Source organism: Acidovorax sp. Root402 (assembly GCF_001425125.1).
GTDB classification, from domain to species: domain Bacteria; phylum Pseudomonadota; class Gammaproteobacteria; order Burkholderiales; family Burkholderiaceae_C; genus Acidovorax; species Acidovorax delafieldii.
Window position 1 is genome coordinate 166,630 of record NZ_LMDQ01000016.1, and the last position, 19,049, is coordinate 185,678.

The 19,049-nt window shown below is 65.8% G+C and carries 15 protein-coding genes and 1 tRNA gene; 15 read left to right on the plus strand and 1 reads right to left on the minus strand.

Annotation, left to right across the window (positions count from 1 at the left end; genetic code table 11):
- Positions 1-39: 39 nt before the first annotated feature.
- From ASC83_RS19060 to mdoH, 10 genes are all read left to right on the plus strand, one after another.
- Positions 40-1,851, plus strand: a complete 1,812-nt coding sequence (locus ASC83_RS19060) for a M61 family metallopeptidase (RefSeq protein WP_056066290.1) — start codon at positions 40-42, stop codon at positions 1,849-1,851.
- Between the two features lie 73 nt (positions 1,852-1,924).
- Positions 1,925-2,704: an enoyl-CoA hydratase gene (locus tag ASC83_RS19065; RefSeq protein ID WP_056066293.1), complete on the plus strand. Its 780-nt coding sequence runs from the start codon at positions 1,925-1,927 to the stop codon at positions 2,702-2,704.
- Between the two features lie 25 nt (positions 2,705-2,729).
- Positions 2,730-2,806, plus strand: a tRNA-Met gene (locus tag ASC83_RS19070).
- Between the two features lie 168 nt (positions 2,807-2,974).
- On the plus strand, positions 2,975-3,430 hold the full coding sequence (locus ASC83_RS19075) for a hypothetical protein (RefSeq protein WP_056066296.1): 456 nt from the start codon (positions 2,975-2,977) through the stop codon (positions 3,428-3,430).
- 101 nt (positions 3,431-3,531) lie between these two features.
- On the plus strand, positions 3,532-4,878 hold the full coding sequence (gene miaB / locus ASC83_RS19080) for a tRNA (N6-isopentenyl adenosine(37)-C2)-methylthiotransferase MiaB (protein ID WP_056066299.1): 1,347 nt from the start codon (positions 3,532-3,534) through the stop codon (positions 4,876-4,878).
- Positions 4,879-4,921: 43 nt separating this feature from the next.
- Positions 4,922-6,385, plus strand: a complete 1,464-nt coding sequence (locus ASC83_RS19085) for an ATP-binding protein (RefSeq protein WP_056066302.1) — start codon at positions 4,922-4,924, stop codon at positions 6,383-6,385.
- The gene (locus tag ASC83_RS19090) at positions 6,375-7,046 is read left to right on the plus strand and encodes a hypothetical protein (protein WP_235509419.1); all 672 of its coding nucleotides are present in this window, start codon (positions 6,375-6,377) and stop codon (positions 7,044-7,046) included. The genes ASC83_RS19085 and ASC83_RS19090 overlap by 11 nt, the downstream gene beginning before the upstream one ends.
- Positions 7,047-7,060: 14 nt before the next feature.
- Entirely contained in the window at positions 7,061-8,473 is a 1,413-nt protein-coding gene (locus ASC83_RS19095; protein ID WP_056066305.1) for a sigma 54-interacting transcriptional regulator, read from the plus strand.
- Between the two features lie 182 nt (positions 8,474-8,655).
- A complete protein-coding gene (locus ASC83_RS19100; protein ID WP_235509420.1) occupies positions 8,656-10,227 on the plus strand; it encodes a glucan biosynthesis protein G in 1,572 nt (523 codons plus the stop codon).
- Entirely contained in the window at positions 10,200-12,287 is a 2,088-nt protein-coding gene (gene mdoH, locus ASC83_RS19105) for a glucans biosynthesis glucosyltransferase MdoH (protein WP_056066308.1), read from the plus strand. The genes ASC83_RS19100 and mdoH overlap by 28 nt, the downstream gene beginning before the upstream one ends.
- A gap of 134 nt (positions 12,288-12,421) precedes the next feature.
- Here the strand turns inward: mdoH and ffh are convergent, their stop codons facing one another.
- Positions 12,422-13,801: a signal recognition particle protein gene (gene ffh / locus ASC83_RS19110; RefSeq protein WP_056066312.1), complete on the minus strand. Its 1,380-nt coding sequence runs from the start codon at positions 13,799-13,801 to the stop codon at positions 12,422-12,424.
- Positions 13,802-13,899: 98 nt separating this feature from the next.
- Here ffh and ASC83_RS19115 point away from each other — a divergent pair, with 98 nt between their 5' ends.
- The 5 genes from ASC83_RS19115 to ampD are packed head-to-tail and all read left to right on the plus strand — an operon-like array spanning position 13,900 to position 18,837.
- Positions 13,900-14,697, plus strand: a complete 798-nt coding sequence (locus ASC83_RS19115; protein ID WP_015015617.1) for an inner membrane protein YpjD — start codon at positions 13,900-13,902, stop codon at positions 14,695-14,697.
- Complete coding sequence (locus tag ASC83_RS19120) at positions 14,694-14,921, plus strand: PP0621 family protein (RefSeq protein WP_056066315.1); 228 nt, start codon at positions 14,694-14,696, stop codon at positions 14,919-14,921. The genes ASC83_RS19115 and ASC83_RS19120 overlap by 4 nt, the downstream gene beginning before the upstream one ends.
- 22 nt (positions 14,922-14,943) lie before the next feature.
- The gene (locus ASC83_RS19125) at positions 14,944-16,647 is read left to right on the plus strand and encodes a nitrogen regulation protein NR(II) (protein ID WP_056066318.1); all 1,704 of its coding nucleotides are present in this window, start codon (positions 14,944-14,946) and stop codon (positions 16,645-16,647) included.
- A gap of 11 nt (positions 16,648-16,658) precedes the next feature.
- The gene (locus ASC83_RS19130) at positions 16,659-18,224 is read left to right on the plus strand and encodes a sigma-54 dependent transcriptional regulator (RefSeq protein WP_056066321.1); all 1,566 of its coding nucleotides are present in this window, start codon (positions 16,659-16,661) and stop codon (positions 18,222-18,224) included.
- Positions 18,208-18,837 carry a 1,6-anhydro-N-acetylmuramyl-L-alanine amidase AmpD gene (gene ampD / locus ASC83_RS19135; protein WP_056066324.1) on the plus strand — a complete coding sequence of 210 codons (630 nt, stop codon included), beginning with the start codon at positions 18,208-18,210 and terminating at the stop codon, positions 18,835-18,837. Before ASC83_RS19130 ends, ampD begins: the two co-directional genes overlap by 17 nt.
- The last annotated feature ends 212 nt before the right edge of the window (positions 18,838-19,049 follow it).

The following is a 19,049-nucleotide window of genomic DNA, read 5'->3' on the forward strand; positions in this document are numbered from 1 at the left end:
CGACCGACGACTCCGCGCGGCCCTTGCGCGGCACATGCCATGCCCCTCTCCCGCTCAGCCTCCGTCGCAGACATTCACTACCGCGTCGAACCCACAGACCTGAATGCGCATGTGTTCACCGTGACGCTGACGGTGCAGCGGCCCGCGGCATCGCAAGAGCTGTCTCTGCCGGTCTGGATTCCAGGCAGCTACCTGGTGCGGGAGTTCTCCAAGAATCTGCAGGTTCTAACGGCTCGGCAAGGCCAACGCGCTTTGCAACCGGCCCAGCTGGACAAGCACCGCTGGCAAGTGCAATGCACGGAGCGCAAGCCTCTGGTGCTGACCTATCAGGTGTGCGCCTACGACAGCTCCGTGCGCACCGCCTGGCTGGACACCTCGCGCGGCTTTTTCAACGGCACCAGTCTGTGCCTGCGCGTGCATGACCAGGAGAAACAGCCCCACACACTGGAACTGGCACGCACGGCGGCCACGGCGACCTGGGCTGCTGCCACCGGTCTACGGTCCCTGGATGCAGACAAGCAAGGGTTTGGCCTGTACGCGGCGGCCGACTACGATGAACTGGTCGATTGCCCGGTGGAGTTGGGTAACTTCTGGGTGGGGCGCTTCAAGGCCTGCGGCATTGCCCACCAGTTTGTGGTGGCAGGTGCGGCTCCGTCGTTCGATGGCAAGCGCCTGCTGGCCGACACGCAGAAAATTTGTGAAACCGCCATCCGTTTCTGGCACCGCGAAGGCAAGGCGCCGTTCAAAAGCTACGTCTTCATGCTCAACGCCGTGGGAGATGGTTATGGGGGACTGGAACACCGCAACTCCACGGCGCTGATCTGCGGGCGGCGTGATCTGCCCCGCCAGGGCGATGTGCGAGCCAGTGAGGGCTACACCACACTGCTGGGCCTCATCAGCCACGAATACTTTCACACCTGGAACGTCAAACGCCTGCGGCCTGCCGAGTTCACCCGCTACGACTATGCGCGAGAGAACTACACCGAGTTGCTGTGGTTCTTCGAGGGCTTCACGAGCTACTACGACGACCTGCTGCTGCGCCGCGCCGGGCTGCTGGACGACGCAACCTACCTCAAGCTCATCACCAAAACCATCAACCAGGTGCTGCAAACACCCGGCCGGTGGGTACAAACCGTGGCCCAGGCCAGTTTTGACGCGTGGGTGAAGTACTACCGACAGGACGAGAACACACCCAACACCACCGTCAGCTACTACACCAAGGGCTCTCTGGTGGCCCTGTGCCTGGACCTGGCCCTGCGGCGCGAGGGCAAAGCCACGCTGGACGATGTGATGCGCGCACTATGGGAGCGCTGCGCGGGCGGCCCAATGACCGAAGCGGATCTGCGCGCCGTGCTCCACGACCTGGCCGGCCGCCCATTCGACAAGGAACTGGCGCACTGGGTGCACAGCACCGCCGATCTACCCCTGGAGGAGCTGCTGGCCGCCCACGGCGTGGCGCTCAAGGCCGACCGGCCGCAGCTGGCCCAGCGCCTGGGCCTGCGTGCGGCCGAGAACCACAGTGTGCAGATCAAGACCGTGCTGCGTGGCGGAGCCGCAGAGAAGGCAGGAATGTCTGCAGGCGACGAGTGGCTGGGCGTGGAAGTGCAGGGCCAGGGTTGGCGCATCAGCAAGCTCGACGACGTCACTTTCTACGCGGGCACCCACACCACCCTGCAGGCACTGGTGGCCCGCGACGGGCGACTCCTGCGCCTGTCCTTGGAGATGCCACCGCTCCAGGCAGCTGGAGCCCCTGCCAAGGGCCGGCGTAACGCGACCGCCACAGCCATGGCGCCAGACACCATCAGCCTGACGGTGACAGACGCCGCTGCAGTGGGACGCTGGCTGGCCTGACGGCAGCAAAGCCCTACTGCCTTGGGTATATTGCTGCAGCTTTCATAACCAACCATAACCCCCAGGAGATTTCATGGCTTACGAAACCATCGAGGTGCGCATTGAAGCGGACAAGGTCGGCATCATCACCCTCAACCGACCCAAACAGCTTAACGCGCTGAACGACCAACTCATGAATGAACTGGGCGCTGCCCTCAAGGCGTTCGACGCTGACGAGAAAATCGGCTGCATGATCGTCACCGGCAGCGAAAAGGCTTTTGCGGCGGGCGCGGACATTGGCGCCATGGCCAAATACAGCTTCGCTGACACCTACAAGGGCGACTACATCACCCGCAACTGGGAGACCATCCGCTCCATTCGCAAGCCCGTCATCGCAGCCGTCAGCGGCTTTGCATTGGGCGGCGGCTGCGAACTGGCCATGATGTGCGACTTCATCATCGCCGCCGACAATGCCAAGTTCGGTCAGCCCGAGATCAAGCTGGGCGTGATCCCTGGTGCCGGTGGCACGCAGCGCCTGCCCCGCGCCGTGGGCAAGTCCAAGGCCATGGACATGGCACTGACAGGCCGCATGATGGACGCGACCGAAGCCGAGCGCGCCGGACTGGTCAGCCGCGTGGTGGCTTACGACAAGCTCATGGACGAAGCGCTGGGCGCTGCCATCATGATTGCCGGCTTCTCGCAGATCGCCGTCATGGCAGCTAAGGAATCGGTCAACCGGGCCTTCGAGGGCACGCTCGCCGATGGCGTGATGTTTGAGCGCCGCCTGTTCCACGCGCTGTTTGCCACACAAGACCAAAAGGAAGGCATGGACGCGTTCATGAACAAACGCGCCGCTAACTTCACACATCAATAATTTTTGTTCTATAATTCTGGTTTCCGGTCGTATAGCTCAGTTGGTTAGAGCGCAGCATTCATAATGCTGATGTCGGTGGTTCAAGTCCACCTACGACCACCAAATACAAAAACCCACAGTGCGGTAACCCACTGTGGGTTTTTTCTTTCAGGCGAGCCTCAGAACCTGTTCCTGTGCCCATCGAAGCACAGAGCCGCTTGACTTGTCAGAGGGATATGCCACGCTGGCAACCCCTTCTAAAATTGTGCCTTCAGCCCCTGGATGTAAACCATGAACCGCTGCACCACACCCTCTTCCAGCCGCTACCCCGCCCAGCGGGGGCCCCGCTTTTTCCATGCCGCATGGATGGCCGTGGTGACCTGTGCGGCCCTCTGCGCCGTGGCACCGGCCTCGGCTCAAGTCCAGCCAGGCCTGGGCCTCTCACGCCCGTTCCCCGAAGCCGCACTGCGGGGCACGCTGAGCATCAACACCGCATCCGAAGCCACACTCAATGGCAAGACCATCCGCATGGCCCCCGGCATGCGGCTGTTCAGCCCCCAGAACACCTTGGTCATGGCACACACGGTGCTGGGCCAGACCTTCAAGGTCAACTACGTGCTGGAGAACAGCACCGGCATGCTGCATTCCGCATGGATCCTGACCGAAAGCGAGGCCGCACAGCCCCGCAAGGGCAGCGACGCCATCGTCACCAACATCACGACCGGCTCGGGCGCCGCTCTGAAGTAACTCCTTTCCGGTGCGGCCGCACAGCCACCGCGCCGTTGTGACATTCACAGTTTCCGCACCATGCCGGGCGCGGTGTTTGCTTGCTCTTTTGCGAAGTTGCCATGGCCAAAAAAGTCTTTATCAAAACCTTCGGCTGCCAGATGAACGAGTACGACTCGGACAAGATGGCCGACGTGCTGAACGCCGCCCAAGGCTACGAGCCCACCCAGAACGTGGACGAGGCCGACCTCATCCTCTTCAACACCTGCTCGGTACGCGAGAAAGCGCAAGAAAAGGTCTTCAGCGACCTGGGCCGCATCAAGCACCTGAAGGCACGCGGCGTGAAGATTGGTGTGGGCGGGTGCGTGGCCAGCCAGGAGGGCGCCGAGATCATCAAGCGCGCGCCCTACGTGGACGTGGTGTTCGGCCCCCAGACCCTGCACCGCCTGCCCGAGATGCTCAACCAGCGTGAACGGCTGGACAAGCCCCAGGTGGACATCAGCTTTCCCGAAATCGAGAAGTTCGACCACCTGCCACCCGCGCGGGTGGAAGGCGCGTCGGCCTTTGTGTCGATCATGGAAGGCTGCAGCAAATACTGCAGCTACTGCGTGGTGCCCTACACCCGTGGCGAAGAGGTGAGCCGCCCATTCGACGACGTGCTGGTCGAAGTGGCGGGCCTGGCCGACCAGGGCGTGAAGGAAATCACCCTGCTGGGCCAGAACGTGAATGCCTACCTGGGCAAGATGGGGGGCACGGCAGAGATTGCCGACTTTGCGCTGCTGCTCGAATACGTGTCGGATATCCCTGGCATTGAGCGCATCCGCTACACCACCAGCCACCCCAACGAATTCACGCCCCGGCTGATCGAGGCCTATGCCAAGCTGCCCAAGCTGGCCAGCCACCTGCACCTGCCCGTGCAGCACGGCAGCGACCGCATCCTGATGGCCATGAAGCGCGGCTACACCGCCATGGAATACAAGAGCACGGTGCGCAAGCTGCGCGCCATCCGCCCCGACCTGGCCATGAGCAGCGACTTCATCGTAGGCTTCCCCGGCGAAACGGAAGACGACTTCAACAAGATGATGAAGCTCATCGACGATATTCACTTTGACAACAGCTTCAGCTTCATCTTCAGCCCCCGCCCCGGCACGCCCGCAGCAGGCCTGCACGACGACACGCCGCACGACGTGAAGCTGCGCCGCCTGCAGCACCTGCAGGGCGTCATCAACGCCAACATCAAGTCCATCAGCGAAAGCCGCGTGGGCACGGTACAACGGATACTGGTGGAAGGCGCCTCCAAGCGCGACGCCACCGAGCTGATGGGCCGCACCGAGTGCAACCGCGTGGTCAACTTTGTAGGCCAGCCCCGCCTGGTGGGTCAGATGGTGGATGTGACCATCACGGAGGCCAAGGCCTATACCTTGCGCGGCGAGGTGCTGACGCACGAAACCGCCGCCCTGGCCGGCTGACGCGCAGGCACAGACGCCGCGCACGCCGACCCACCTGGCTGCAATGCCCACCCAGAGCCCCCCACCCACGGCACCTCCACCCGCCGAAGGCCTGCTGCATGGCCTCTCCTTCCAGCAACTGTTGCTGCTGGCATTCGTGCTGATTGCAGGCTTGCTTGGAGTCAGCTCACTGAGGGCCTTGCACACGTTGGAGCAGCTCATGGTGCTCAGCCGCCATGGCACGGCCGAGGCCACTGCACTGGCCACGGCCGCACAAGGCCTGAACCAGCGCGGGCAAGCCCTGGAACGTGCGGCGCGGCAGTCCCTGGTGCTGCGCGATGCGCCGCTGCGCCGCAGCTTCGACGACATGGCGGTCGATGCGCTCACCGTAGTGGACCATCTGCAGGCCGCAGGGTTGCCGACCGCGCAGGCGCAAGCGTGGCGCACCCACCTGGAGGCCGTCAAAACCCTGCTGGACGCACCACCAGACCGTGCGCTCGACAATGAACGCCTGGTCGCCGAGGAATTTATGGCCCTGGAAACCCTGCACGGCACCATGGTGCAGTCGGTGCAGGACATCAACACCCAACGCAACCAGGCGCTGCAGGACCAGGTGGAGAGCAGCCGCCGCAACGTGACGCACCAGGTAGTGGGCGCCATTGTGCTGGCGTTGGTGCTGGCACTGTCTCTGGGCATCTGGCTGGCGCGACCGTTCAAGCGTCTCGAAGGCGTCATCCGGCAGCTGGGTGAAAACCAGCTGGACGAGCCGGTGCTGATCTCCGGCCCGGACGACGTCCGCCGGCTGGGGCAGCAACTGGAATGGCTGCGGCTGCGGCTGCTGGAGCTGGATGCCGACAAGGCGCGGTTCCTGCGCCATGTCTCCCACGAACTCAAGACCCCTCTGGCCGCGCTGCGCGAGGGCGTGGCGCTACTGCAGGACGGCGTGACGGGCGAACTCACCGCCGGCCAGCGCGAGGTCGCGCAGATCCTGCACCACAACACGCTGCAGCTGCAGGGCGAGATCGAGGCACTGCTGCGCTTCAACGCCGCCGCCTTCGAGGCACGGCAACTGCAGCGGCGCGACACCGATCTGCTGGCCCTGCTGGAGGCCCAGGTCGAGACACAGCGGCTGCAGTGGCAGGCCAAGGGCCTGACCGTGCGGGTAGAGGGGCCGCCCGTGCGCATGCCCGTCGACGCCGACAAGATCACCTCCGCCGTCAGCAATCTGCTGTCCAACGCCATCCGCTTTTCACCTCCCCAGGGCACGGTGCGGTTGGTGCTCTCGCAACCTCCCGGCCAAGTGCGCCTGGACGTCTTCGACCAGGGGCCCGGCGTGGACCGGGTGGACCGCGACCGCGTGTTTGAACCCTTTTACCGGGGTGTTCGCCAACCGGACGATGCAGTGCGCGGCACCGGCATCGGGTTGTCCATCGTGCAGGAATATGTGCAGGCCCATGGCGGCAGCGTGCGCCTGGTGGACGAAGGCGCACACTCCTTCTTTCGCATCGAACTTCCCCATGCCGCCTAGCACTCCCCCTCTGTCCTCCCACGCGCTGCGATGGCCGCTGCTTGCCTTGGGCACCGTGCTGGCAGGCTGCGTCACCACCGCGCCCCCACCTGCCCCCTCCAAGCCAACTCCGGTGGCCATGATCATTGCCGTGCCTGTAGCCCCGGCGATCGAAGTCGGCGCCACCGAAGCACGCGGTACGGAGACCGATAACAACGCCCCGATTGCCCTGCTACTGGCCCAGACAGACCGTGTGCTCAAGCTGCCACCGGCCGAACTCGCCAGGGAAATTGCCCGACTGAGCGAAGCGGAGGACGCCACTGCCGATACGCCGTTGCTATTGGCCACGGCCCTGGCACAAACGCGCCAGGCCGTGGACACCGCCCGTGCGCTGGGCCTGGTGCAGCGCGTGCTGGGCAACACCGGCGCCGCAGCGCAACCCTTGCACCCGCTGGCCCGGCTGCTGGAGGCCCGGCTGCTGCAACAACGCCGGCTGGAGGACCAGCTCGACCGCCAGGTCCAGCAGTTGCGCGACAGCCAACGCCGCAATGACCAGCTCAGCGAACGCCTGGAGGCCGTGCGCGCCATCGAGCGCAGCCTGAGCACGCGCCCAGCACCGTCACCCTCCGCCCCCGCCGCGCCTGCAGCGAGCAATGGCGCGGCGCCACGGCCCGCCCCCTGACCGACCTACCCGCCATGCCCTCTTCCGCCCCCACCCGCGCCGCCCCACCCGCCCGCATCCTGGTGGTGGACGACGACGCCGACATGCTGCGGCTGCTGTCGCTGCGCCTGAAAGCCGCCGGGCACGACGTGGTGGCCGTGGGCTCGGCTGAAGCGGCACTGGCACAGCTCGATATTGCCCGCCCGCAGCTCGTGCTCAGCGATGTGCGCCTGCCGGGGCGCGACGGCCTGGCCCTGTTTGACGAAGTGCGCGCCCGCCACCCCTCACTGCCCGTGATCCTGCTGACGGCACACGGCACCATTCCCGATGCGGTGGAGGCCACGTCGCGCGGGGTGTTCACCTACCTCACCAAGCCCTACGACGGCAAGGAGCTGCTGGAGAAAATTGCGCAGGCGCTGGCGCTCAGCGCCCCTGCCGTTGCGCAGCCGCATGCCGACGAGGACTGGCGGGCCGAGATCGTGAGCCGGTCGCACCGCATGACGGACCTGTTGTCCGAGGCATACATGGTCGCTCAGTCCGACGCCAGCGTGCTGCTGCGCGGCGACAGCGGCTCGGGCAAGGAGTTGCTGGCGCGCGCCATCCACCGTGCCAGCCCGCGTGCGGCCCGCCCGTTTGTGGCCGTCAACTGTGGCGCCATCCCCGAGGCATTGCTGGAGTCCGAGCTGTTCGGCCACGTCAAAGGCGCCTTCACCGATGCGGTGAGCAACCACAAGGGGCTGTTCCAGGCGGCGGATGGCGGCACCCTGCTGCTGGACGAGATTGGCGACATGCCCCCGGCCCTGCAGGTCAAGCTGCTGCGGGTATTGCAGGAGCGCGCCGTGCGCCCCGTGGGCGCCAGCCAGGCCACGCCCATCGACGTGCGCATCATCTCGGCCACGCACCGGGACCTGGAGGCCGCCATGGCGAGCGCGCAGTTCCGCGAGGACCTGTATTACCGGCTGAACGTGGTGTCGCTGGTGCTGCCCACCCTGGCCGAGCGGCGCGAGGACATTGCGCTGCTGGCCAACCACTTTCTGGACCGGCTGTCCCGCAAATACGACAAGCGCCTGTCCGGCTTTGCGCCTGAGGCGCTCAAGGCACTGACCACCGCCGCCTGGCCGGGCAACGTGCGCCAGCTCTACAACGTGGTTGAGCAGGTGTGCGCCCTGTCCACCACCCCCCTGGTCCCGCTGACACTGGTGCAGCGCGCGCTGCGCACCCCGTCCACCCAGGTGCTGAGCTTTGCCGAGGCTCGCCAGCGTTTCGAGCGCGAGTACCTGGTGGGACTGCTCAAGATGACCGACGGCAATGTGGCCGATGCTGCGCGGCTGGCGCAACGCAACCGCACCGAGTTCTACCGCCTGCTGCAAAAGCACGCGCTGACGCCTGGACAGTTCAAGCAGGATGCAGGCGATGCGGACGATGTCGTGGATGAGCGACACGAGTAAGTCATTGATTTACAGGGTTTTTTTATCAAAGCACCCACCCCTTGTCGCCATCTGGCGACAAAAAGCGGGGGCCGAGTGGCGCTTACAGGCCATTGCACAACTGCTTACACGCAGAGCCCTCTCCAAACCATTGATTTCAAAGCGTTTTTTGTAGCTGGCACAGGGTTTGCCCTATGCCTGCCATGCACGCAGTTTTTCCCTCCTTTTTTCGCCAGATCGGCAGGCGCGCAGGGCCCGCAATAGCCCTGGCCACCGCCCTGCTGGCTGGGGGCGCGCACGCACAGGGCTTTGACTTCGAGAGCGTGACCCGCCTCGCCCGCGACCGCGCCAGCCAACCCTACCGACCCGTGAGCGACAAGCTCCCGGCCGACCTCGCACAGCTCAACTACGACCAGGTGCGCGACATCCGCTGGCGCCCCGATCGCGCCCTGTGGCGAGCCGACAAGCTGCCCTACGAGGCCATGTTCTTCCATCTGGGGCTGTACCAGAAAGAGCCGGTGCTGATCAACGAAGTGACGCCGCAGGGCGTGCGCCACATCCCCTACAGCCGCGCGGACTTTGACTACGGCAAGAACCAGCTGCGGCCCGAGGCCTGGGGCGACCTGGGCTTTGCAGGCTTTCGGCTGCACAACCACCTGAACTCCAGTGCCTACAAGGACGAGCTGGTGGTCTTTCAGGGCGCCAGCTACTTCCGCGCTCTGGGCAAGGGCCAGCAGTACGGCCTGTCGGCGCGCGGGCTGGCCATCGACACCGTGGGCGGCCGGGGCGAGGAGTTCCCCCGCTTCACCGAGTTCTGGCTGGTGCGGCCCGATCCGCTGTCCACCCAGGTCACGGTGTACGCACTGCTCGACTCGCCACGCGCCACGGGCGCCTACCGCTTTGACATCCAGCCCGGCGCGCAGACCACCACCACCGTGCGCAGCCGCATTTTTGTGCGTGCCGCCTCCGGCAACCCATCCATCGCCACGCTGGGCGTTGCGCCGCTGACCAGCATGTTCTTCTTCGGCGAGAACCAGCCACGCAAGGAAGACTTCCGCCCCGAAGTGCATGACTCCGACGGCCTCATGGTCGCCACGGGCGAGGGCGAATGGCTGTGGCGCCCGCTGCAGAACCCCCGGCAGACGCTGGTCACCTCGTTCGCCACCAAGAACCCCAAGGGCTTTGGCCTGATGCAGCGCGACCGTCAGTGGAGCAGCTACGAGGATGTGGAAGCCCGCTACGAGCGCCGCCCGAGCGCCTGGGTCCGTCCCCTGCACGACTGGGGCGCGGGCCGCGTGGAGCTGGTGCAGCTGAACACCCCCGACGAGACGCACGACAACATCGTGGCGTACTGGGTGCCCGCCCAGATGCCAGCCCCCGGCCAGCCGCTGGAATTTGCCTATGAGCTGAGCTGGCAGGGCGATGAGCAGCAGCGCCCACCCAGCGCCTGGGCCACCCAGTCGCGCCGCGGCATGGGCTACACCAAGTTGTCGGCCCAGGAACTGCGCCAGCAGGTGCAGTACTTGGTCGATTTCGAGGGCCCTGCCCTCAAGGCCCTGCCTGCCGAAGCCACCGTGAAGGCCGTAGTGACCAGCGATGCCAACGGCAAGGTGCTGGAAAACATTGCCTACCGCAACCCCGCCACCGGCGGGTGGCGCATGACCGTTCGCATCCAGCGCCTGCAGGCCGACCGGCCGGTCGAGCTGCGCGCTTTTCTCCAACACGACAACCACGCTGTGAGTGAAACATGGACGCACATCAGTCTTCCCGAGTAAGCCCTCATGACCCCCACGGCACCCACGCATCCACGGGCCCTGCCGTGGTCGCGCGGCGTGGTGTGGCCTACCCCCGCCAAGCCCCGAGCCGACGCAGCACACTGCGCGAGGAGCGCCACCCCAATGCGGTGACGGCACCGCCTCTGCACCGCGGCTCCATGGTGCCCCTGCCCTGGCGCGGCTTTTGGAACAGCGTAGGCACCGCCGTGCTGCTGCGCCTGACGGGCCGTACGTCTCCGCAACCCGCATCGACTACGGTGGCACAAGCTCCCGCTGAATCCACCGCCGCTTGGCAAGGCGCAGCGCAGCGCCGCCGCTGGACGTTTGCGCTGCTCACCGTGCTGGCCACCGCACTGGCCAGCACCCTGTTTGCCAGCGTGCAGCCCGACTATGAAAACGCTTGGCTGGGCTACGGCCAGATTGCGTTGTTTGCGCTGCTGTCCGCCTGGGTGGTGACCGGCTTTTTGACCGGGCTCATGGGCTTTTGGGTGATGTTGCGCGGCGACCGGCATGCGTTGTCGGCACACAGCGTGGCAGATCACGCGATGGCTTCCGACGCCCGCACTGCCATCATCATGCCGATCTGCAACGAAGACGTGGCCACCGTGTTTGCCGGGCTGCGCGCCACCTGCGAGTCGGTGGCTGCCACCGGCCACGGCACCACGTTCGATGTGTTTGTGCTCTCCGACAGCAACGACCCTGCCATTGCCCGCGCCGAGCGCGCCGCCTGGGAAGAGCTGCGCAGCGCCCTGGCGCAGCACAGCCAGCAACCCCAGGTGCAGGTGTACTACCGCCTGCGCACACGCCGCACCCACCGCAAGGCGGGCAACGTGGCCGACTTCTGCCGCCGCTGGGGCAAGGACTACCGCTACATTGTGGTGCTGGACGCCGACAGCGTGATGAGCGGCGACTGCATCGTCTCCATGGCCAAGCTGATGGAAGCCAACCCCACGGCCGGCATCATCCAGACCGCTACGCAGGCCATCGGCCATGTGACGCTGCACGCCCGCGCGCAGCAGTTTGCCTCGCGCGTCACGGGTCGTCTGTTCACTCTAGGCATGCAGTACTGGCAGCTGGGCGAATCGCACTACTGGGGCCACAACGCCATCATCCGCGTGGCACCGTTCATGCAGCACTGCGCGCTGGCGCCCATCCCCGGCAAGGGGGGCCTGGCTGGCGGCATCATGTCGCACGACTTTGTGGAAGCCGCCCTCATGCGCCGCGCGGGCTACCACGTGTGGCTGGTAGGCGACCTGATCGGCAGCTATGAGCAACAGCCGCCCGACCTGCTGGCCGAGCTGCAGCGCGACCGCCGCTGGTGCCAGGGCAACCTGCAGAACGCGCGCCTGATGGCCGAGCCCGGCATCCACGCGGTGCACCGGTCCATGTTCGTCACCGGTGCCATGGCCTATCTGTCGGCGCCGCTGTGGCTGGCCTTCATGACTCTCGGCACGGCGCTGTGGCTGTCGGGCGCCAAGCTGGTAACGGACTGGCACATTCTGCCCGCCGAGCTGCTCGCCCTGTGGGTCTGGACCTTGTGTCTGCTGTTCTTGCCGCGCATCCTGGGCGTGGCCGCGGTGTTCATGCGCAGCGAGCAAAAGCAGTACGGCGGCGCTTTCAGCCTGCTCAAGAGCGCCGTGCTGGAGAGCGTGATGGCCATCCTGCAGGCGCCGGTGCGCATGCTGGCGCATTCGCTGTTTGTTCTGATCGCGTTGACCGGCCTGAAGCTGGAGTGGAAGTCGCCCCCGCGCGAAGCCCATGCCGTGCCCTGGCGCCACGCCGTGCGCCAGCTCGCTCCCATGAGCGCGGTGATCGCCCTGCTGGCAGCGGGCGTGGCGCTGATCGACAGCAGCGCGCTGTTGTGGCTGATGCCCGTGGGCCTGCCGCTGGCGCTGGCGATTCCGCTGGCGGTGTGGACCAGCCAGATCGCACTGGGCCGGGCGCTGCGTGCACAGCGACTGCTGCTGATTCCCGAGGAGTCGTGGTCCCCTCCAGTACTGCGCCGTGCCTGGTTGCACGCCAACCGGCTGGCACGGCCCGTGGCGTTGCAGGCAGCCTGAGGCACCGCGCAGAGCCACCATCCACCGACCCATAAAAAAAGCCGACGCATGTCGGCTTTTTTATTCACTCATATTTTCATAGCATTCCAGGCATATGGTTGTAGCGCCTGGTGCCAAAAAGGCTTGAAAACCCTTCAGAAAGGCATCTTGGGCATGCCTCCGCCGCCCATGCCCTTCATGCCGCCCATGCGCTTCATCATCTTCATCAGGCCGCCGCCCTTCATCTTTTTCATCATGCCCTGCATCTGCTCAAACTCCTTGAGCAGGCGGTTGACCTCCTGCACATGCACACCCGCCCCGTTGGCAATGCGCTTCTTGCGCGTAGCCTTGATGAGTTCGGGCTTGCGGCGCTCCAGAGGCGTCATGCTCTGGATGATGCCTTCCTTGCGCTTGATGTCTTTTTCGGCCTTGTCCATGTCCAGCGAACCCGCCTTGGCGGTGAGCTGGGAGGGCAGCTTGTCCATCAGGCTCGACAGCCCCCCCATCTGCTTCATCTGCTGGATCTGAGACAGAAAGTCGTTCAGGTCGAACCCGTCACCGCTCTTGACCTTGGCCGCCAGCTTTTGTGCGGCCTCCATGTCCACCCCGGCCGTCACCTGCTCCACCAGCGCCACGATGTCGCCCATGCCCAGGATGCGACCCGCATGGCGCTCTGCGTCGAACACTTCCAGGCCGTCGATCTTCTCCGAGACACCGGCAAACTTGATCGGAGCCCCCGTGATCTGGCGCACGGACAGCGCGGCACCGCCGCGCGAGTCGCCGTCCAGCTTGGTGAGCACGATGCCGGTGAGGGGCAGCGCCTCCTTGAAGGCCTTGGCGGTGTTGATGGCGTCCTGGCCCTGCATGGCATCGACCACGAACAAGGTTTCGACCGGGTTCAGCGCGGCGTGCAGGTCCTTGATTTCCTTCATCAAGGCTTCGTCGATGGCCAGGCGACCGGCCGTATCGACCAGCAGCACGTCAAAGTAGTGCTTCTTGGCGTAGTCGAGTGCGGCGTGGGCAATGTCAAGCGGCTTCTGGTCGGGCGTGCTGGGAAACCATTCGGCACCGGCCTGCTTGGTCACGGTCTTGAGCTGCTCGATGGCGGCTGGGCGGTACACGTCGCCCGACACGGTCAGCACCTTCTTCTTGCGCTTTTCAATCAGGTGCTTGGCCAGCTTGGCCGTAGTGGTGGTCTTGCCCGCGCCCTGCAGGCCGGCCATCAGGATCACGGCAGGCGGCTGGGCGGCCAGGTTGATGTCGGCCACGCCCTCGCCCATGGTGGCGGCGAGTTCACGGTTGACGATGCTGACCAGCGTCTGCCCGGGCTTGAGCGAACCCAGCACCTCCTGGCCCAGGGCCTTTTCCTTGACGCGGGCGATGAAGTCGCGCACCACGGGCAGGGCCACGTCGGCTTCGAGCAGCGCCATGCGCACTTCGCGCAGCATGTCCGTGACATTGGACTCGGTAATGCGGGCCTGGCCACGCATCTCCTTGACGAGGCGCGTGAGTTTGTCGGTAAGGGCGGAGGCCATAGGGGTGTTTCCGGTATTGGCTGCGCGCCGTCAACAACGGCGTTGTGCGCGCGGCCCCGCCAGGGCGCTGGCGGTGGGCGAAAGGCTAAACTGTGCCCATGATTTTAACGAGTAGCTCCCCCGTCAGTTGGCTGCTGGCCCTGGCCGCTGCCGTGGCCTATGCCGTGCCGGCCGCTGCGGCCTCCCGCCTGGGGGCTGCAGCAGCGCGCAATGCACTGCTGGTCGCGTGGTTGCTGCACGGCGCCGTGCTGGTCTGGGGCCTGTGGGGCGATGCGCCCCGGTTCGGTTTTGCGCCTGCGCTGTCGATGACCGCGTGGCTGGTGCTCACGGTGTATGCCGTGGAGCGGCAGTTGTTTCCGCAAATGCAGTCGCGCTGGGTGCTGGCAGGCCTGGGCGCGGCAGCCATTGTGCTGGCCATGCTGTTCCCTGGGCAGCCCTTGCACGTGACCGCATCCGCCTGGCTGCCTTTGCACCTGGCGCTGGGCATTGCGTGTTATGGCCTGTTTGCAGCAGCGGTGGTGCACGCTTGGCTCATGACACGCGCCGAACGCCACATCCGGCAGGCTGAAGACCCGCACAGCGGCATCCCACTGCTGACACTGGAGCGACTGACCTTCCGGTTCGTGACGGCGGGGTTTGTGCTGCTCACCGCCACCTTGCTGGCCGGGTGGCTGTTTGGCGAGACGCTGTATGGCCGGGCCTGGCGCTGGGACCACAAGGCCGTGTTCTCGATGCTCTCGTGGCTGACCTTCGCCACGTTGCTGCTGGGCCGTGCCCGCTTTGGCTGGCGGGGCCGCAATGCGGTGCGTGTGTTGTATGCAGGCTCGGCCCTGCTGCTGCTGGCCTATGTGGGCTCGCGTTTTGTATTGGAAGTTGTTCTGGGCCGCAGCGCATGAAGTACCTGGTCTTATTGGTCGTCATCGCGGTGGCGGTGGGTATCTGGCGCAGCCGCCGCGCCCCTGATGCGGCGGCGCCCAAAGCGCCCCCTACACCGCCAGCCCTACCGCAGGACATGCTGGCCTGCGCGCACTGCGGCGTGCACATCCCGCAGGCCGAAGCCCTGATGCTGGGCAATCAGGCCTATTGCAGCGCCGAGCACCGGCGCATGGGCCCGGCCTGAGCGACGCCTTCCCGTTGTGACCATGCAAGCAGCGCCCGCAGGCCCACTGCCGCCTTCCGCAGAAGCCCCCTTCGCACGGCTGTGGCTCGGTTTTCTGACGGGCCGCGTGATGGTAGCCCTGGCACTGTTGGTGCTGCAGGGGGCCGGGCAGCTGATCAATCAAGCGGCGGCGCCTTCAGTGCTCGCGGTCTGCGTGGCCTACCTCGTAGCCACCGTGGTACTGCGGGTGTTGTCGCGCAAGGCCCCCCCGTCGCCCAGCGCCGGCCCGCAGTGGCTGCCTTCCATTGGTGTGGACCTGGCGGCAATCACTGCGCTGCAGTTGCTGCATGCGGGCACCATGAACTACACGCCCCTGTTCGGCCTGCCCATCCTGATCGCAGCGGTCATGGGCACGCTGACCCTGGCCCTGGGCACCACCGCCGCAGTCACGCTGCTGCTGCTGGGCTGGGCGTGGTGGGTGGGGCAATACAGCACAGGAGACGAAGGCCAGCGCTACCTGCAAAGTGCACTGACCGGCACAGGCTACTTCATCGTGAGCTATCTGGTGCACCAGCTGGCCACCCGCCTGGCGCGCGAACAGGAAGTGGCACAACAAAGCCAGATCGCAGCGCGCGTGCAAACGCAGGTCAGTGCACTGGTCATCCAGAACCTGACCGACGGGGTGCTGGTGGTGGACGAGACCGACGTGGTGCGCATTGCCAACCCCGCAGGGCTGCAGCTTCTGGGCGGCATGGCACTGACCGAGCTACCGTTTGCCCTGACCTCCACCGCGCCGTGGCACCCCCTGGTGATCCTGGCGCGGCGCACCTTCCGGCACGAACAACCCCAGACGGCCGACGTCGATCTGCTGCACGAAGGCCAGAGCCCCACCGGTCTGCATGTGCGCACCTGGCTCACATCCACCCGCAACGCGGCCTTGCAAACGCGCTCCGAGCGGCTGTGCGTGATGTTCCTGCACGACCTGAGGGAAATGGAAGCGCGGCTGCGCACCGAAAAACTCGCGGCCATGGGCCGCATGTCCGCCGCGGTGGCCCATGAGATCCGCAACCCGCTGGCGGCCATCGTGCAGGCCAATGCCCTGCTGGAAGAAGACCTGCACGACCCCGCACAAAAACGGCTGGCGCACATGGTGCAGCAAAACGCCGACCGCCTGGCGCGCATCGCCGAAGAGGTGCTGGACATTGCCCGCGTACAGCACCAGATCAGCCATGCCCCAGCCTCGACCGTGGCGCTGGACGAGACGGTCGCCCAGATCTGGAACGACTGGCAGGCCCAGGACCCCGCCCGGCGGCGCGCCCTGGTGTCGCTGGACACGGGCGCCATCCAGGTGGAGTTTGACGCCGAGCACCTGCGTCGGGTGCTCGTCAACCTGCTGGACAACGCCCTGCGCTACATGGGCCCGGAGCCCGACTCGTTGTCAGTGACCACGCGCAACACGCCCGCTGGCCAGGTCAGCCTGCAGGTGTGGAGCGACGGTGCCCCGATGGACAAATCCGTGGAGCGGCATTTGTTCGAGCCCTTCTTCTCGTCGGAGAGCCGCTCCAGTGGCCTGGGCCTCTATATTTGCCGGGAGCTGTGCCAGCGCCATGGCGCCTCCATCAGCTACCAGCGCCTGAACCGCCACACCGCACGCGGTGACATCGGAGGCAACGCCTTTACTGTGGGCTTCCGCCGCACGACCCGCCCCGCCGACAATGCCACCTTGTTTGACACCATCGTGGTCTGACTGCCGCCTCCATGAACGCCCCTGCCGCCTCCATCCTTGTCGTTGACGACGAACCCGATCTGCGCACCCTGTACGAGCTCACCCTGCTGCGCGAGGGGTACCGGGTCGAGACCGCGTCGAGCGTCCAGGAGGCGCGTGATCAACTCAAGGCCCACCGCTTTGACGCCGTGATTACCGATATGCGGCTGCCCGACGGGTTTGGCATGGAGCTGCTGCAGGATCTGCGCGACCAGCAACGGCGCGAACGCTGCGTGGTCATGACCGCCTACGGCTCGGCAGAGAACGCGGTCGAGGCGCTGCGCGCAGGGGCCTTCGACTACCTCACCAAGCCCGTGGACCTCAAGCAGTTCCGCTCGGTGGTGGCCTCAGCCATCCAGGGCACGGGCGGGGTTCCACCGCCGCGTGCGGCACGCAACAACGGCTCCAGCCGGTCTACCAATGCAGCGACGGCGACCGGCGAATTCGGCAATGCCAACGCCGCCCTGGACCGCCTCGTGGGCGAGTCCGACGCCATCCGCAACGTCAAGCAGCGCGTGGCCAAGGTATCGCGTGGCATGGCGCCGGTGCTGATCCATGGCGAGTCGGGCACGGGCAAGGAGCTGGTGGCCCAAGCCCTGCATGCCAGCAGCCAGCGTGCTGACGGGCCCCTGGTCGCCGTGAACTGCGGGGCCATCCCCGAGAACCTGCTGGAAGCTGAATTTTTTGGTGCCCGCAAGGGCTCCTACACCGGCGCGTCGCAAGACCGTGACGGCTACTTCCAGGCCGCACGCGGGGGCACATTGTTCCTCGACGAAATCGGCGACCTGCCGCTGGCCATGCAGTCCAAGCTGCTGCGCGCCATCCAGGAGCGCAGCGTGCGGCCACTCGGCTCCACCCAGGAAGAGACGGTGGATGTGCGCATTGTGAGCGCCACCCACCGCGATCTGGCGGCCGATGTGCAGGCCGGCCGGTTCCGCCAGGACCTGTACTACCGGCTCAATGTGATCGAGATCGTCATCCCGCCGCTGCGCGAGCGCCGCGAGGACCTGCCCGCACTGTGCGCAGCGCTGCTCACCCGCATTGCCCACGAGTCGGGCATGCCGGTGCCCCAACTCACCGACCGGGCACTGAACGCCATTGCCGCCCACCCGCTGACCGGCAATGTCCGCGAGCTGGAAAATCTGCTGCACCGCGCAGTGGCATTGAGCGACGGGGACGAGTTGCAGGTGGATGCGCCAAGCGGCGCGTCAGATGTGCAGATGGCACGCCTAGCACCGCCCACGCTTGTGCCCGCGCCAGAGGGATCGGCGGTGTCCGCCGCCTTCTCTGCCGGGCCCCACGCTTCGACGTCTGCAGACACAGGCCAGGGCCCTCAGCCCCTGGCCAACGGCTGCACGGTGCCACTGCCCAGCGACCTGCAGGCCTGGTTGGACCAGCAGGAGCGGGAGATCCTGATCCGCGCGCTGAAAGAAGCCGGGTTCAACCGTACCGCCACAGCCGCACGCCTGGGCATCAGCCTGCGCCAGATTCGCTACCGCATCGCCCGTCTGAACATCGCCGTGCCCAATGACCAGGACCCGCATGACGAACTGGGCTGACAGTGCACCAGCGGCAGACATGGCGCCCTGGGAGGGCGGCTGGTACAGGACCGCTCAGCGGCTCGCATCTCCGAACCACGGGCCGCGCCCGGTACAGACCTCGCAAGTCGATCTGATCGTGGTGCATTCCATCAGCCTGCCGCCGGGCGAATACGGCGGCGGTGCCGTGCAACAGCTGTTCACCAACACCCTGGACTGGGATGCGCACCCCTACTACCAGGGCATCCGCGGATTGCAGGTCTCCGCGCATTTTTTCATCGAGCGCACCGGGGTGCTGTGGCAGTTTGTGGATTGCGACCTGCGCGCCTGGCATGCCGGGCAATCGTTCTACCGGGGGAGGAGCCAGTGCAACGACGATTCCATCGGCATTGAACTGGAAGGCCTGGAGGGCCTGCACTTCGAGTCGCCACAGTACGAAACCCTGGCCAGGGTCTGCCAGGACATTGCGCTGCGCTATCCCATCGAGCACATCGCAGGGCATGAACACATTGCCCCGGGACGTAAGTTGGACCCAGGCCCGGGCTTTGACTGGCCACGACTGCAAGGGGCGTTGGACTGGCCCGCGCAGCGATTCCCGCTGAACACGCGGGCGGACCCCTTGCAGCTTCGCTGACGCCGCACTTTCACTGTCGTACGGGCGCATCAAGACATTTTTTTCTTTGTGCGCTTGCACATATTTTTGCAGCCAAGCGCTGCGCGGCCTGGCGCAGGAAATCCGCCGCCAAGGTACGCCACTGCACGGTTTTGCATCGCCCACATCGCATTCACAAGGGCTCGCCACAGGCACCGGTTGCGTACGCAACGGGGTTGAGAACATGCTGTTTC

What these genes read in the sequence shown, in the direction of transcription:
- ASC83_RS19060 (WP_056066290.1), top strand. Translation starts at nt 40, where the DNA reads ATGCCCCTCTCCCGCTCAGCCTCCGTCGCAGACATTCACTACCGCGTC.
- ASC83_RS19065 (WP_056066293.1), top strand. Translation starts at nt 1,925, where the DNA reads ATGGCTTACGAAACCATCGAGGTGCGCATTGAAGCGGACAAGGTCGGC.
- ASC83_RS19075 (WP_056066296.1), top strand. Translation starts at nt 2,975, where the DNA reads ATGAACCGCTGCACCACACCCTCTTCCAGCCGCTACCCCGCCCAGCGG.
- miaB (WP_056066299.1), top strand. Translation starts at nt 3,532, where the DNA reads ATGGCCAAAAAAGTCTTTATCAAAACCTTCGGCTGCCAGATGAACGAG.
- ASC83_RS19085 (WP_056066302.1), top strand. Translation starts at nt 4,922, where the DNA reads ATGCCCACCCAGAGCCCCCCACCCACGGCACCTCCACCCGCCGAAGGC.
- ASC83_RS19090 (WP_235509419.1), top strand. Translation starts at nt 6,375, where the DNA reads ATGCCGCCTAGCACTCCCCCTCTGTCCTCCCACGCGCTGCGATGGCCG.
- ASC83_RS19095 (WP_056066305.1), top strand. Translation starts at nt 7,061, where the DNA reads ATGCCCTCTTCCGCCCCCACCCGCGCCGCCCCACCCGCCCGCATCCTG.
- ASC83_RS19100 (WP_235509420.1), top strand. Translation starts at nt 8,656, where the DNA reads ATGCACGCAGTTTTTCCCTCCTTTTTTCGCCAGATCGGCAGGCGCGCA.
- mdoH (WP_056066308.1), top strand. Translation starts at nt 10,200, where the DNA reads ATGGACGCACATCAGTCTTCCCGAGTAAGCCCTCATGACCCCCACGGC.
- ffh (WP_056066312.1), bottom strand. Translation starts at nt 13,801, where the DNA reads ATGGCCTCCGCCCTTACCGACAAACTCACGCGCCTCGTCAAGGAGATG.
- ASC83_RS19115 (WP_015015617.1), top strand. Translation starts at nt 13,900, where the DNA reads ATGATTTTAACGAGTAGCTCCCCCGTCAGTTGGCTGCTGGCCCTGGCC.
- ASC83_RS19120 (WP_056066315.1), top strand. Translation starts at nt 14,694, where the DNA reads ATGAAGTACCTGGTCTTATTGGTCGTCATCGCGGTGGCGGTGGGTATC.
- ASC83_RS19125 (WP_056066318.1), top strand. Translation starts at nt 14,944, where the DNA reads ATGCAAGCAGCGCCCGCAGGCCCACTGCCGCCTTCCGCAGAAGCCCCC.
- ASC83_RS19130 (WP_056066321.1), top strand. Translation starts at nt 16,659, where the DNA reads ATGAACGCCCCTGCCGCCTCCATCCTTGTCGTTGACGACGAACCCGAT.
- ampD (WP_056066324.1), top strand. Translation starts at nt 18,208, where the DNA reads ATGACGAACTGGGCTGACAGTGCACCAGCGGCAGACATGGCGCCCTGG.